The organism is Chitinophagales bacterium, from assembly GCA_017303835.1.
Lineage (GTDB): Bacteria > Bacteroidota > Bacteroidia > Chitinophagales > Chitinophagaceae > JAFLBI01.
The window spans coordinates 1,073,938-1,086,928 of sequence record JAFLBI010000001.1 but is presented as its reverse complement, the minus strand read 5'-3'; the positions used below and the strand labels follow the sequence as shown (position 1 = coordinate 1,086,928).

Annotated in this window: 16 protein-coding genes and 1 tRNA gene; 5 read left to right on the top strand and 12 right to left on the bottom strand. The window is 43.2% G+C overall.

Going from position 1 to position 12,991, the window contains the following annotated elements:
- Positions 1 to 5: 5 nt before the first annotated feature.
- From J0L83_04915 to J0L83_04900, 4 genes are all read right to left on the bottom strand, one after another.
- Positions 6 to 866 (bottom strand): hypothetical protein, encoded by an 861-nt coding sequence (locus J0L83_04915; GenBank protein MBN8663889.1) that lies wholly within the window; start codon positions 864 to 866, stop codon positions 6 to 8.
- 237 nt (positions 867 to 1,103) lie between these two features.
- Positions 1,104 to 1,874 carry a TSUP family transporter gene (locus tag J0L83_04910; GenBank protein MBN8663888.1) on the bottom strand — a complete coding sequence of 257 codons (771 nt, stop codon included), beginning with the start codon at positions 1,872 to 1,874 and terminating at the stop codon, positions 1,104 to 1,106.
- Positions 1,871 to 2,776, bottom strand: coding sequence for a DMT family transporter (locus J0L83_04905; GenBank protein MBN8663887.1), 906 nt, complete (start codon positions 2,774 to 2,776; stop codon positions 1,871 to 1,873). Before J0L83_04905 ends, J0L83_04910 begins: the two co-directional genes overlap by 4 nt.
- A gap of 9 nt (positions 2,777 to 2,785) precedes the next feature.
- On the bottom strand, positions 2,786 to 4,084 hold the full coding sequence (locus J0L83_04900) for a radical SAM protein (protein ID MBN8663886.1): 1,299 nt from the start codon (positions 4,082 to 4,084) through the stop codon (positions 2,786 to 2,788).
- Between the two features lie 140 nt (positions 4,085 to 4,224).
- On the opposite strand from J0L83_04900, the gene J0L83_04895 reads away from it, so the two are divergent.
- Positions 4,225 to 4,716 (top strand): hypothetical protein, encoded by a 492-nt coding sequence (locus J0L83_04895; GenBank protein ID MBN8663885.1) that lies wholly within the window; start codon positions 4,225 to 4,227, stop codon positions 4,714 to 4,716.
- Here J0L83_04895 and J0L83_04890 read toward each other — a convergent pair.
- Positions 4,694 to 5,260, bottom strand: coding sequence for a hypothetical protein (locus J0L83_04890; GenBank protein ID MBN8663884.1), 567 nt, complete (start codon positions 5,258 to 5,260; stop codon positions 4,694 to 4,696). The two genes, J0L83_04895 and J0L83_04890, sit on opposite strands and share 23 nt — an antisense overlap.
- The gene (locus J0L83_04885) at positions 5,257 to 6,294 is read right to left on the bottom strand and encodes an agmatinase family protein (GenBank protein MBN8663883.1); all 1,038 of its coding nucleotides are present in this window, start codon (positions 6,292 to 6,294) and stop codon (positions 5,257 to 5,259) included. Before J0L83_04885 ends, J0L83_04890 begins: the two co-directional genes overlap by 4 nt.
- Positions 6,295 to 6,473: 179 nt before the next feature.
- Between J0L83_04885 and J0L83_04880 the strand changes: the two genes are divergently transcribed.
- From J0L83_04880 to J0L83_04870, 3 genes are all read left to right on the top strand, one after another.
- The gene (locus J0L83_04880) at positions 6,474 to 6,890 is read left to right on the top strand and encodes a cytochrome c maturation protein CcmE (GenBank protein ID MBN8663882.1); all 417 of its coding nucleotides are present in this window, start codon (positions 6,474 to 6,476) and stop codon (positions 6,888 to 6,890) included.
- Positions 6,891 to 6,935: 45 nt separating this feature from the next.
- Positions 6,936 to 9,359, top strand: coding sequence for a cytochrome c biogenesis protein CcsA (ccsA, locus tag J0L83_04875; protein ID MBN8663881.1), 2,424 nt, complete (start codon positions 6,936 to 6,938; stop codon positions 9,357 to 9,359).
- A 75-nt stretch (positions 9,360 to 9,434) separates the two neighbouring features.
- The gene (locus tag J0L83_04870; protein MBN8663880.1) at positions 9,435 to 10,052 is read left to right on the top strand and encodes a DUF4294 domain-containing protein; all 618 of its coding nucleotides are present in this window, start codon (positions 9,435 to 9,437) and stop codon (positions 10,050 to 10,052) included.
- Here the strand turns inward: J0L83_04870 and J0L83_04865 are convergent.
- From J0L83_04865 to J0L83_04845, 5 genes are all read right to left on the bottom strand, one after another.
- On the bottom strand, positions 10,049 to 10,696 hold the full coding sequence (locus tag J0L83_04865) for a leucyl/phenylalanyl-tRNA--protein transferase (protein MBN8663879.1): 648 nt from the start codon (positions 10,694 to 10,696) through the stop codon (positions 10,049 to 10,051). The genes J0L83_04870 and J0L83_04865 overlap by 4 nt on opposite strands.
- 9 nt (positions 10,697 to 10,705) lie before the next feature.
- Positions 10,706 to 11,014: an ATP-dependent Clp protease adaptor ClpS gene (locus J0L83_04860; protein ID MBN8663878.1), complete on the bottom strand. Its 309-nt coding sequence runs from the start codon at positions 11,012 to 11,014 to the stop codon at positions 10,706 to 10,708.
- Positions 11,015 to 11,135: 121 nt separating this feature from the next.
- Positions 11,136 to 11,210: transfer RNA gene (locus J0L83_04855), tRNA-Val, on the bottom strand.
- A gap of 101 nt (positions 11,211 to 11,311) precedes the next feature.
- Positions 11,312 to 11,944: a hypothetical protein gene (locus J0L83_04850; GenBank protein ID MBN8663877.1), complete on the bottom strand. Its 633-nt coding sequence runs from the start codon at positions 11,942 to 11,944 to the stop codon at positions 11,312 to 11,314.
- On the bottom strand, positions 11,944 to 12,234 hold the full coding sequence (locus J0L83_04845; GenBank protein MBN8663876.1) for a hypothetical protein: 291 nt from the start codon (positions 12,232 to 12,234) through the stop codon (positions 11,944 to 11,946). The genes J0L83_04850 and J0L83_04845 overlap by 1 nt, the downstream gene beginning before the upstream one ends.
- A 114-nt stretch (positions 12,235 to 12,348) precedes the next feature.
- On the opposite strand from J0L83_04845, the gene J0L83_04840 reads away from it, so the two are divergent.
- On the top strand, positions 12,349 to 12,678 hold the full coding sequence (locus tag J0L83_04840) for a DMT family protein (GenBank protein MBN8663875.1): 330 nt from the start codon (positions 12,349 to 12,351) through the stop codon (positions 12,676 to 12,678).
- Between the two features lie 101 nt (positions 12,679 to 12,779).
- Here the strand turns inward: J0L83_04840 and J0L83_04835 are convergent, their stop codons facing one another.
- Complete coding sequence (locus J0L83_04835) at positions 12,780 to 12,989, bottom strand: hypothetical protein (protein MBN8663874.1); 210 nt, start codon at positions 12,987 to 12,989, stop codon at positions 12,780 to 12,782.
- Between the last annotated feature and the right edge of the window lie 2 nt (positions 12,990 to 12,991).

Genomic DNA, 12,991 nt, shown 5'->3' with positions numbered 1-12,991 from the left:
GATAATCAACCCCGCAGTTTGAAATCGAAAACGATGGTGCCGGTTTGTTCAGGTTCGCTGCCTGGATTCAATTTTAGCTGTCGTGCTTTTCGCAATGCAATAGATCTAATCTGCTGATTGGTGGTGGTGGTGCCACGGGGATTCACCACAGCGCTGGTAACAGCGCCATTGGCATCAACGGTAATGTCTACGGCTACTTTGGCATTCTCATTGAAGTCGTCTTCAAAAGAAGGTAGTCGGGTAATGCGTCTGCCATCCAATCCGCTTCTGATGCGCACGCCGCTATTGCCGCTTCCTCCATTACCCGTATAGCTATCTGAATTAGGATTGCCATTGGGCTTGCCCTGATCACCCGTACCGCCAGCAATGCCTTGGTTGCGCACACCATTGTAGCTGTCGGCATTGTTACCGCCAGTACCCGTAGCACCGGGTGTTTTGAATAAGGCTTTGGGTTTAGCTGCTACGGTGGTAGCTGCAGTGGTAGCTGGTTTGGCACTAGGCTTATTAACTGCAGAATTGTTCAAGACTTTGTTCTCCGGCTTTTTCACGGCTGTATTCACTTCTGGAGATTCCGGATCATCTGTTGGGTCTGCTTCAATCTTGGATTCAGTTGTTGTTGCAGTAGGTGGAGGAGTAGTTGCTTCCGTAGCATCGGGTGCAGGATCGCCGGGAATTTGTGGTGGAATATCACCCAAGCCGGTTTCGCTATTGCCCAGATTCACTTCAATACCTTCTTCTAAGGGCAGGGGCGGCTCAACAGGTATCTGCCACTGCACCAGAAAAAAGAGCAAAAGAATACTTCCGCAGATAACTGTTGTAATCACGGCGGCTTTGGCGTTTTTGCTTCTTTCGTAACTGAGCTGCATGGCTGTTGCGTACATAACAAATCTACAAGGGTTTGGCTGCCACTGCGGCAATGTTGAAAACTTCACAAAGAAAAGACCGATAGACACTTTTTGCAGTAAGGAAAGGTTAATATTCTCCTTTGGCAAAAAGCTTTCACAATGTGTTGATAGGATAGCCCTTGCTGGTCGCCTTACCAGCAAGATATTCTTTTAGCTTTTTATCTGTTGGTCAGGCGACCAACAGCGGCGAAGTGTAGATTACTTGAAGAAGATATCATACCCAAAACGAATTAGGGTGCCGAATACCACCAACAGAAAGAAGATGCGGATGAATTGATTGCCTTTGGCGATGGCTGTTCTTGCACCAAGTATACCGCCCAGCGCATTGCTCACAGCCATAGGAATAGCAATACTCCAGATAATTGAACCTTTTAACACAAACAAAAGAATGGAGCCCAAATTTGTGGCCAGATTCACCAGTTTGGCGTGGGCACTGGCGTGGAGGAAATCATGTCCCAAAACCGCAATAAATGCCAACACCAGAAAACTACCTGCACCCGGACCAATAAACCCATCATAAAAACCAATGATGAGGCTGATGGTAATAGAACGAATCCAGTTTTGTGTTGGTGTGAGCGTTTTGGTCTTTGTTTGTCCGAATTGTTTTCTCGTATAAGTATAAATGGCTACGCCACAAAGCACGATAAAGATGATGGGCTTCATGTACTGATTACTCACCATGCTCAATAACATCGAGCCTGAATGAGCTGCACCAAATGCCACCGCACACATCACAGCAATCTGCATCCAGTATACTTGCACTTTTTTGAGGTATTGCACCACCGCGAAAGCCGTTCCGCTGAAAGAAGGAATTTTCAAAGAACCTATTACCGTAGCAACAGGCAGATTGGGCAGTAAGATTAACGCTGCAGGAGTTTGTATCAAACCGCCACCGCCTACAATGGCATCTACAAAGCCCGCGAGAAAGGCAAATGCACAGAGGAGTAATATCATTTGCCAGTCGATCATGCGCGCTTGACTTTAAAAAAGTTATTGGCAATGAATAAGCCCATCAATACCAGTGCTGCACTTGTTGCATGTAACCAGCTGAATGATTCTTTCAAGAGTATCAATGCTTCAATAGAACTGAAGATGGGGATGAGGTTACCAAACAATGCCGTACGCACAGCACCCAGTCTTTCAATCGCTGCATTCCAGCATAAAAAAGAAATTATGGAAGTGCCCAAACCCAGATAAGCAATCATACCCCAGAGTTTCCAACTGCTGATCACTTTACCACCTTGCTGTAATTCTAATAAACTAAAGGGGAGTAGTAGTAAAGTACCCAAACTGAAAATCGTGAAAAGAAAAACAATCGGTGAAATACCAGCAGGCTTTCTTCGTACCAATAAATTGTAGATAGCAAAGGAAAGTCCTGCTAATAAAATCCATACATCACCAATGGAAAAATGAATATGCAGTAAGTTATACCAACTGGCTTTTGTGATGAGTAAGAGAATACCACTGATGCATAGTAGTACACCCAATATTCTTTGCCACGATAAAGCTTCTTTCAAAAACACAGCAGCCATCAGCATGGCGAAAATAGGCGAGGAAGTAGTGCCAATCAAAGCCATATTGGTAGCAGTGGTATAATGTCCGGCCACATACACAAAAGTGTTGAAGAGTGCAATGCCGGTAAGTGACGTCCAGAAAAAATAGCCGCCATTGCTGCGAATGATGGGCCAAACAGTTTTTGTCTTTTGGATGCTGAAAGGCAGCAGAATCAAAGAGGCTGTTGCCCAGCGAAACAAGGACAGCGTAATCGGTGGTATGTCAGCATAAATGGCTCTTGCAATAATGAAATTGCCGCTCCAGATCAATGTAGCAATCAATGCTAAAAGAATACCTGCTGTTGCTGTTTGTTTCAATTTGACTGCTTAGTGTGCAAAGTCCATTGCGTAATTACCCTTGATGCGTTCCATGGGCGGATTGAAATAACCAAACTTGAGGTTGGGGAATTCTTCCCGAATCAAATCCTGTAGTTGTTTCACGCCCATCATCTCTCCGGTATCACTCACGTTGATCTTACCCAAGTACCAATCCGGATCAATATTGAAATTTCTCCATTGAATCATACTGAGATCGGTTTCTTTGATCAACTTGCGCAGTGCTTCATATTCTTCCACACTATCCGTCATACCCGGGAAAACAAAATAATTAATGCTTGCCCAGCCGCCATAGCTTCTCACTACTTTCAGGCTCTCCACAATGTCTTCAAAGCTGTAGTTGTTTGGGCGATAGTAGGCTTCATAAATATGCTTGCGTGCAGAATTGGTGCTGACGCGAATACTGTTCAATCCTGCTTCACACAATGCTTTCACCCATTCCGGTCTTGAACCATTGGTATTGATATTGATGCTGCCGCGATCCGTATGTTTTCTGATTTCAATAATCGCTTCGCGAATGGTTTCCCACATCAACAGTGGTTCGCCTTCGCAACCTTGTCCAAAGCTGACAATAGGAAATGGTGCAGACATCAAATGCGGCACCGTAAACTCCACAATCTCCTCTGCACTGGGTTTGAAGGTGAGTCGGTCTTGCGTAGAAACAATCTGTTCTTCTTCCGGCTGGAAGGAAATGCAACCAATACAATTGGCATTACAAGCCGGTGAAGTGGGTACGGGACATTCCCAACGTGATAAGGAGAAGTTTCTCGCTGCCGGACAGTTATAGGTCATGCAGCAATTTTCCATCAAGTGTTTCACCAAGCGGTTATGCGGATAAGTCTCTAATAAATTTTGTGTGCCTGATTTGATCTTGGTATCATCATAGCCTGCACATTCCTGACGAATGTCCTGTTCAATGCGCACAGCTGTTACATAGAATTGGTTATCGTACCAGCCTGCAGCGGTATAACAAAACAAAGGCAGGGTGGGTGCATCGGCGTCAGTTTCGTAAGCAGCCAACCAAAGACCGGTGTGTGCTGGTGGAATGAATGCGGCTACAGCCCAGCCCTTATCGCACAAACGCATTTCACCTGTGACTACATCAATACCAATTCCCTTCCTGCCAGGCAATTCATATAAGTTACCTCCATCAGGTAAAACAATCCAATCTTCTTCAGGAATGGGAAAAGCATCCCATCCGGCCCTGCCTTCGGCATAGAGACTGGTGTCTTCGAAAATATTGCCCTGGCCATCTGAGTACAGGAGATATGGGGAATGTGCTAAACTCAAAATCTGTGGTTTAGCTGCAAAAATAACTGAATCGGGCAGAACCTTAGCGAATCGTTAAGGCGGCTTGTTTTTTATGCCCTCAGGTGTTGGGCAGTGTTTGACATATTGTTTTATCACCAATACTTTTATCAAAAATGCATATGAGAGCACTGTTGGTATTGATAGGCTGTTTATTGGTTGGTCAGCTGCTTGCACAAAAAAGCACGTTGATTGCCGAAAAAAGAAACCGACAGCTTTCATTTGTAGAGGGTAAGCGATATACGTTTTCTTATTTTGATGGTGATATGATTCGTACCCAAAAAGGTGTACTGACGATCATTCAAGATTCTATCTTACAGATCAAGGGCAGAAAACAGACTGTTGAATTTCCATTGAGTCGATTGCATGGGGTATACCATTATCGCCATTGGTCAAGTGTGGTGTACACTACTGTACAATCGGTTTTAGGGGCAACGGTTGCATATGCCGCATTCCGTCAGCAGCCCATTGGTTGGCAAGAAGTACTCTACGGTATTTTTGGTATCACTTATTTTGCTGATGGCATTTTCTCGCTAACTGGTGTTCAAACCATTGGGGTACTTGGTCCTAACCCGAGTATTGCCCGCAGATTCACTTTCCGGATTCAGCACTAATCCTTAATTGTTCTTGCGCGTACGCGTTGAATTCTTTCTCCAGCGATGCGTAAACAGGTTCCTGTAAATCTTTTTGGAAGAGACGGTTGTTTTTGAAATCAATCGTAATCACACCGTCCTTGATCAAAATATTTGAGAACTCATTCCAATTGTACACTTTCTTCGGCAGTGTATTGAAGACAACCTGGTCATTATTGAAACCGATTTCCTCAGGAAATTTTGCCAGTCCCTCAGCAATACCGGCTGCAACATATAAAACAGCCAGCCATACAGGATAACCAGCAAGATAGTACAATGCAATGGCTGCGATAAAAAGAGAAGTGCGGTAATAGGGTTGATGGGTATTTTGTTTGTTAAAGCGATTATACCCCCAAAACAATAGCATAAAAACAATGGAGACAAGTATGGTCCATTTTTGGTTGGTCCATTCAGCAAGCCCAGTACCCAATTCTATGATTGCAATAAAGATCATGAGTTGCCCTGTCCAATCGATATATCGATAAGAAGGTCTCTTGGTCGTTATCACAAAATCATAGGTACTCATGCTTGTACCATCATATTACAGATTCTGTATAAAAGGCGGGCACCAACATTGCTGTCCCAATCAGATTCGCCCACACCAACTTCTACCAAATCAAAACCGATAAACTGTCGGCCACTGGCTTTGATTTTTTTGAAGAGATACAAAACTTGTTCTGTTTCGAACCCTCCGTTTACTGGGGTGCCGGTGTTGGGACAAAGCTTGGGATCTAAACCATCGATATCAAAACTGATATAGACTTGTTGGGGCAGGTGTGCAACAATTTCATCAACAATAGATTTCCAGCTTTCGCCTTCGTACTGGCGTTCTTTGATATGCTGATCAAAATACGTGATGATACGGTTAGGGCTTTCCTGAATACAAGCACATTCTTCATCGCAATAATCGCGGATACCCACCTGTACCAGTTTGCTCACTTCAGGAATTTCACTCAGTACATTGTACATGATGGATGCGTGCGAATATTTGAAGTCCTCGTATGCTTTGCGCAGATCGCAATGCGCATCAATCTGAATAATGCCAAACTCGCCGTATTTCTTGGCTAAGGCTTTTAAATAGCCAAGTGGTGTGCTATGATCGCCACCAATCAAACCAACCAGTTTACCCTTGTCTAAGAGTTCTTGTGTTTTGGCTTGCACCCAATCGTTCAACATGTGACTGCCTTCATTGATTTCTTTCAGGCTTTTGCACATGAACTTGTTTTTCTCTAAAGCTTCACCTTTGGAGATATAGTCGATATAGAGTTCAGCTTCCTTACGCAGGTAATCGCTTTTCAGCAGAATCTTTTTATCAACTTCTTTCATGAAATAGCCCTGCTTCCAAGCATCTGGGTAGTCGTTGTCATATAAATCCACCTGTAAGCTGGCTTTGAAAATATGTTCAGCTGATCTGGCGGTACCTGCACCGTAACTTACTGTTACTTCCCAGGGGATAGGCAATAAAACCAGTTTGGCTTCTTCTTCAGTAAAAGGCAGGCCGAAAATGTTGTTATTCGGGTTACCGGCGGAGTTGGGGTTAAAATTCGATAGATCGGTCATAATCTGCTTGCTAAAGCGCGCCGCAAATTAGTGGCTAATTCTCACACCAAAAAAGTATGTTCCGTTTCTGCACATTTTTTAAGGCGGTTGTGGAAGTTTCGCTTTTTAACAGGGCGATTCATCAAACGTTTGTGCCCGCCAAGGGTTTTTGATTTACTTTTGCGCACAAACGGCTATCTATGAAGAAGATGCATATTGTGATTCTGGTGTTGATTGCTATATCTATCACAGTATTAATCAGTTATACAGGTGATTTGACCACTTACGAAACCGTTGCTTCAGCCAAAAAGAAGGAAGGCAAATTTGTGAACCTGATTGCCAAACTGGATAAAACCCAGCCAATGGATTACGATCCGGTGAAAAACCCGAATTACCTTTCTTTTACAGCAGTTGATACACTCGGAAATGTGGTTAAAGTTGTTTACCACAATACCAAGCCAACTGATATGGAAAAAAGTGAGCGTTTGGTATTGAAAGGCCGTATGGAAGGCGATCATTTTGAATGCAAGGATATCTTAATGAAATGTCCGAGCAAATACAAAGACGATATGCAGGCTGCCAGTAAGGAGTTAGAGCAAGCCGGCACTACAAAATAATTTTCTCATCATCCCGGCATTTGTCGGGATGTATTGTTTATTCCCATGCAATATTTAGGCGAACATTTATTACCCGGACAAATAGGTCAGTTCTTTGCTGTATTGTCTTTGGTGGCATCCATTGTTGCAACCATCGCATATTTCATAGCCAACAAAAAACAGTTAGGTCCAGATCGTCAGAATTGGATTCGCATTGCCCGTGGTGCATTCTTTCTGGAGACAGTTTCCGTGATGGGTATGTTCGTTGTTTTGTACTACATCATTTCCAATCACTTATTTGAATACAAATATGCCTGGCAGCACAGTGATCGCAGCTTGCAAATAGAATACTTGCTCAGCTGTTTCTGGGAAGGACAGGAGGGCAGTTTCATGCTGTGGAGCTTTTGGCATTGTGTATTGGGTTGGATATTGATTTGGAAGTCGAAACAATGGGAAGCTGGTGTAATGACTGTCGTAAGTTTTGCGCAGTTTACCATTGCCACGATGATTGTTGGGATCTATTTCTTTGAGGTGAAAGTGGGTAGTAGTCCCTTTGTATTGCTGCGCAACGAAATGGATGCACCAATTTTCAGCATGCCGGATTATTTGTCCAAAATAAAAGACGGTAATGGTCTGAATGCATTGTTGCAGAATTACTGGATGGTGATTCACCCGCCCGTATTGTTCTTAGGTTTTGCATCTACGATTGTGCCTTTTGCGTATGCGATGGCAGGCTTATACAACAAAGATCATGGTTGGATTAAACCAGCTTTACCCTGGGCTTCTTTTACTGGTGCTATTCTCGGAACTGGTATCATGATGGGTGCTGCATGGGCTTATGAGAGTTTGTCTTTTGGTGGTTATTGGGCATGGGATCCTGTGGAGAATGCTTCGTTGGTGCCTTGGTTGACATTGATTGCCGGGTTGCATACCAACCTTATCTATAAGAGCACAGGTTATTCATTGAGAAGCACTTATTTCTTTTATATCATCACATTTATCCTGATTCTGTACTCAACCTTCTTAACAAGAAGCGGTGTGTTGGGCGATACTTCTGTGCACGCGTTCACAGACTTGGGTATGAATACGCAGTTATTGTTGTTTGTGTTGGTGTTCTTGTTTCCTGCGATTGGTTTGTTTGCAGCACGCTACAAATCCATCCCCGCTATCGTGAAAGAAGAGAATACCTATAGTCGTGAGTTCTGGATGTTTATTGGTGCATTGGTATTCTTTCTGGCCGGTGTGGTAATCATTGCTAAAACATCCACACCTGTATTCAATAAAGTATTTGGAACACAGATTGCACCTCCGGAAGATCCAGAGTTTGCGCACAACCAGATTCAGGTATGGGTTGCGATTGTGGTAGGGTTATTAACTGCGCTTACACAGTATTTCAAATACAAAGACACACCCAAAGATCAGTTTGGAAAGAAAATCTGGCTGCCAACATTAATTGCTGTGGCAATCAGTTTAGCCATTAGTTTCTTTGGAGGTGTTAGATACGATAAGCAGGGCCCCGGATTCTTATTTGCGATTCATCTCGCCATCTTTGCGGCAGTATATGCGGTTGTGGCCAATGCCAGCTATGTGTGGTTGGGATTGAAAGGTAAACTGAAAGCAGCTGGCGCCTCCGTTGCGCACGTTGGCTTTGGTTTGGTGTTGGTGGGTATCCTGATTTCGTCCAGTAAGAAAACCGTGTTGAGCTGGAATACCACCGGCTTGGCTGTGTTCAAGAAAGACAAGCGTGAGGATCCTGCCGAGAATATCACCCTTTTCAAAGGAGTGGAAACTGATATGGGTAAGTATATGGTTACTTACCAAAGAGATACCTTGAACCCCCGCGATCGTAAGCAATATTTTGAAATTGATTTCAGGGCAAAAGACAGTAGCGAGTCGTTCAAGTTGTATCCTGATTTGATTAAGAACAATCAGGGTGAAGGCTTCTCTGCCAACCCTGATGCAAGACATTACTGGCATAAGGATATTTTCGTCTATATCTCTTATTTAACACGTAATGAGGGAACAGATACGACCACTTATCGCAACAGATCGATTCATAAGGGTGATACTGTTTTTTATAGTAATGGTATGCTGGTTTTGAATGAGGTAAAAGTGAATCCAGCAGAAGAGAAGGGCAAAAAATACAGTGCAGATGAGAATGCCCTGTTCTTAGATATGACTATCTACTCTAAAACTGGTAAGCAGTACAAAGCCACTCCAGGTCTGGCTATCAAGGGTACGCAGGTGCGCGATTTACCAGATACGGTAGTAGCAGAAAGTATGGCTTTGCGTTTCAATAAAGTCTTGGATCAGGAGAAGGGCGAGTTAGAGATAGGCATCAAAGAAAGCTCCGCGATAACAGACTTGATTACACTGAAGGTATATGAGTTTCCGATGATCAATGTACTGTGGTTGGGTATTGTGGTGATGGTAGCTGGTTTTGTTATGTCCATCGTGCAGCGGGTACGTAAATCTGTTAAAGCCGTCTGATTTTTGCTTTTCAATAAGGTTACCTTTTGGGTGAAGGCAGCATTAATCTGCAGAACAATGTCTAATTTTAAGCAGATGCGCTTGTTGGCTAAACATATCATCCTAACCTTACTCTTTCTGGGTGCTGCTTTTTTTAAAGAAGCTGAAGCTCAGGAGTTCATCCCGCAGCGAGATACCGTTTATGCATACATTAATGCTGAAGGTGATACCGTACCGCAGTATGTTTTACCGGAAGTAACAGTCTATACCAAACTCACGCCTGCGCAAAGAAAGTATTGGGCTGAGTGGACAAGATTGCGCAACGCGGTTTATGTTACTTATCCTTATGCCAAAGCTGCCAGTCGAATTATGAATGAGATCAACGTAAAACTGGCTGGCGTTACAGATAAGGCAGAGCGTAGGAGAATCATTCGTGCCAGAGAGAAGGAATTAAAGAAAGAGTTTACAGATAAGCTCACCAGTTTATCGGTATATCAGGGTAAGGTGTTGATGAAATTGATTTATCGCGAAACTGGTGCGCATTGCTTTGAAATCATCAAAGAATACAAAGGCTCTTTTACCGCATCATTTTGGCAAGGTGTTGCATTCATTTTTGGTAGTAGCCTGAAGCAAGTGTACGATCGGGAAGGCGCGGAGAAGCCTATGGAAATGATCGTAAAAGATGTAGAACGTTTGTATGGCTATCGTAGCTAGTCAATCAACTCATCCAGCAGACTGCAGAATAATTTTCTAGGAATCATGCGGGCACCAAGGCTTTCTAAATGACTGGTGTATACCTGGCAGTCGATCAATACAATTCCTTCCAACTTAAGTTGTTCCACATATTGAATGAAAGCGTACTTGCTGGCATTACTGGTATGGCTGAACATACTTTCACCGAAAAACACTTTTCCCATTTTGATACCATATAAGCCACCCACCAGCTGACCATCCAGCCAAGCTTCTGCCGAATGGGCGATACCAAGTGTATGAAGCTTGTTATAAGCAGTTTCTACTTCGGGTGTAATCCAGGTGCCATCTTGCCCCATTCTAGGTGTGGCTTTGCAGTATTGAATGACTTGAGCAAAAGCGGTATTGGTTTTGAAAGTGAAAGTCTTTCTTTTGATTACCTGCTGCATGCTTTTGCTGATATACAGTTCATCCGGATAGAGCACAAAACGGGGATCGGGGCACCACCAGAGAGGCATTTCATCTTCAAACCACGGGAATATGCCTTTTCTATAGGCTTTGATAAGTCTTTCCGGATCAAGATCGCCACCCATGGCCAGTAGACCATCTTCTAATGCATCTTCCACCGGTGGAAACCAGAGCGATTCACCTAACGCATACAATGGCATGGAGATAGTTTAGGAAACCAATTCTTCAATTGTAGCACCAATGCCTCTGTCAGTAATGGCATCGCACATGGGCTTCAGCGTTTCGTAATTGCCCACTTTTACGGCGTATTTGCCACGGAAATGAATAATCATGGCGCATTGCTCAGCCTGTTCAGTGCTGTGGTCGCAGACTTCAATCAGGGTTTCGATGACCCATTCAAAAGTGTTCACCTCATCATTCCAAACAATCAATTGCCAAGCATCGCTGTCCTTGGTCAGAATATCCGTATCCTGAGACTCCCAGGGTTTGGTTTCATTGAATGGCTTTGAAAATGACATGGTGCAAAATTAAGGGTGCTGTATGATTAACGGCCATTTTGTGGCAAGCAATACGTGGCAGACCTTAAAATTTAAGGGTAGGGGCAAAAAGAAACCCTCCGAAGTGTCGGAGGGTTGTCTGTGGGAGCACACGGGTTCGAACCGCGGACCCTCTGCTTGTAAGGCAGATGCTCTAAACCAGCTGAGCTATGCTCCCATTTTTGTTGGGAGTGCAAAAATAGGGGCTGGATGCGATTAGCCAAAAATTTTTTTGGTTTTTTCTGATGAAACAGAGATTCATCAGTGCGTACACTTGCTTTATCTGGTTTGGGCTGCTATCCGAATATGGTCGAAAAGTAGGCGACCATCTCTTTTGATTTTGAAATTGTAGATCACATTGTTTTCATCACCCTTTACATCATTACCATAGCTATCTTTCATCTGGCGTCTGTAAAAAAGATTTAGTGACAATCTACCTACTTCCTTATCGTAAAAGACATCCATACTGTAATTGGTGATACTGTCTTCAGCATTGGCATAAGAGGATGCACTGCCTTTTTTGAAAAGTGTATCTGTGTTAATTTTCAAAAGGCTAATCACAAAAGCTTTTGGGAATATTTTTCGATAATACAAGGTCATATCGGCTTCAGTAAATGGGATAATCTTCCGGCTATTGATTTTTCTGAATTGTTGTTCCTGATCATTTAAAACAACATACCAGATATCATTATTGGTATTCATCACAGGAAATTCCATAAATGATTTGGTAGCCCTGATATTACCCTGATATACTGCGTTGCGGAAATTGGTAAACTCCTGCATCAGCATTGTCATCTCCGGATCTCTCTTTTCATCCTGTGATGAATCTGACGCTGGCAGATTACAAGCAATAAAACAGCTGAATAAGCATGCTGCAAGAAATAAAAGGCTGAGTTGTTTTACGCTTTTCATTAATTGAGTTGTACGGCAGGAAGTCTGAATTGCTGGCTGTCATAAACAAACAACTCATCTATCTCATAAGTCCAGTATTTATACAATGGAGATTTTGCCAGATAGGCATCTACAGCTGCTTTATCATCGGCATTAATAGTGATCCAACTTGTTTGTGTTTCCATACTCACTGCGTAATAGTCAATTACCCCTTTGTTGATCAGGTAATTGATATACGTGCGATGCGGCGGTACAAAGGACATAAATTCCTCGTCCATATTGAATCTGATGATGGCCTGAAATTTCTTCATAGCGCTTTTTCTTTTAGGGTACAAGTATCGTGCTACAGATCTTTCTTATGGCAAACTGACAAAGCTTATCCAACAAAGTCAGTGAATCATTATTTTGCCTGATAAACTTACATGATGCGCACCATATTCCTGCTATTGATTTCCAACATCTTTATGACTTTCGCTTGGTATGCCCATTTAAAGGATAAGGGACTGCCATTATGGAAAGCAATTTTGATTAGTTGGGGGATTGCTTTTTTCGAGTACTGTGTCATGGTGCCGGCGAATAGAATTGGCTACCAGGGTGGTTGGGGTGCTTTTCAACTCAAGATGGCTCAGGAAGTGATTACCTTATTGGTTTTCACTGTATTCGCAGTTTTCTACCTGAAAGAGCCATTTCAAACAAAATACCTGATCAGTTTCCTTTTTCTGTTAGGGGCTGTCTACTTCGCTTTCAAAAAATAAAGTAGGGAGCCTGCTCAGACTCCCTAAACCCTGCTGCAAAAAACGTAGAAACGATTTTTCAGGATTGAGACAGCTTTTTTTACAGCGGGTTTAAGCAGTTGTCAAAATTTTAACGAACGGATTTTGTGGATGATTGCATCCCCAAAAACACAGAGTCCGCTATTGAATACCACCAGTGCTGCAGTACCATACCAGAACCAAGGTGCACCACTGGCTTTTACGGAACCAGCGTCAATCGCCATACTCAATCCGGCACCTACTAAGATCAATCCGAGCGGGGCTTGAATCAGCCATCTTGTTTTAGCGTTCATAC

Coding starts and splice junctions, on each gene's coding strand:
- J0L83_04865 (MBN8663879.1), bottom strand. CDS start 10,696: ATGCCATTGTATGCGTTAGGTGAATCGCTCTGGTTTCCACCGGTGGAA.
- J0L83_04850 (MBN8663877.1), bottom strand. CDS start 11,944: ATGAAAAGCGTAAAACAACTCAGCCTTTTATTTCTTGCAGCATGCTTA.
- J0L83_04910 (MBN8663888.1), bottom strand. CDS start 1,874: ATGATCGACTGGCAAATGATATTACTCCTCTGTGCATTTGCCTTTCTC.
- J0L83_04860 (MBN8663878.1), bottom strand. CDS start 11,014: ATGTCATTTTCAAAGCCATTCAATGAAACCAAACCCTGGGAGTCTCAG.
- J0L83_04895 (MBN8663885.1), top strand. CDS start 4,225: ATGAGAGCACTGTTGGTATTGATAGGCTGTTTATTGGTTGGTCAGCTG.
- J0L83_04835 (MBN8663874.1), bottom strand. CDS start 12,989: ATGAACGCTAAAACAAGATGGCTGATTCAAGCCCCGCTCGGATTGATC.
- J0L83_04845 (MBN8663876.1), bottom strand. CDS start 12,234: ATGAAGAAATTTCAGGCCATCATCAGATTCAATATGGACGAGGAATTT.
- J0L83_04840 (MBN8663875.1), top strand. CDS start 12,349: ATGCGCACCATATTCCTGCTATTGATTTCCAACATCTTTATGACTTTC.
- J0L83_04915 (MBN8663889.1), bottom strand. CDS start 866: ATGCAGCTCAGTTACGAAAGAAGCAAAAACGCCAAAGCCGCCGTGATT.
- J0L83_04870 (MBN8663880.1), top strand. CDS start 9,435: ATGCGCTTGTTGGCTAAACATATCATCCTAACCTTACTCTTTCTGGGT.
- J0L83_04890 (MBN8663884.1), bottom strand. CDS start 5,260: ATGAGTACCTATGATTTTGTGATAACGACCAAGAGACCTTCTTATCGA.
- J0L83_04880 (MBN8663882.1), top strand. CDS start 6,474: ATGAAGAAGATGCATATTGTGATTCTGGTGTTGATTGCTATATCTATC.
- J0L83_04885 (MBN8663883.1), bottom strand. CDS start 6,294: ATGACCGATCTATCGAATTTTAACCCCAACTCCGCCGGTAACCCGAAT.
- ccsA (MBN8663881.1), top strand. CDS start 6,936: ATGCAATATTTAGGCGAACATTTATTACCCGGACAAATAGGTCAGTTC.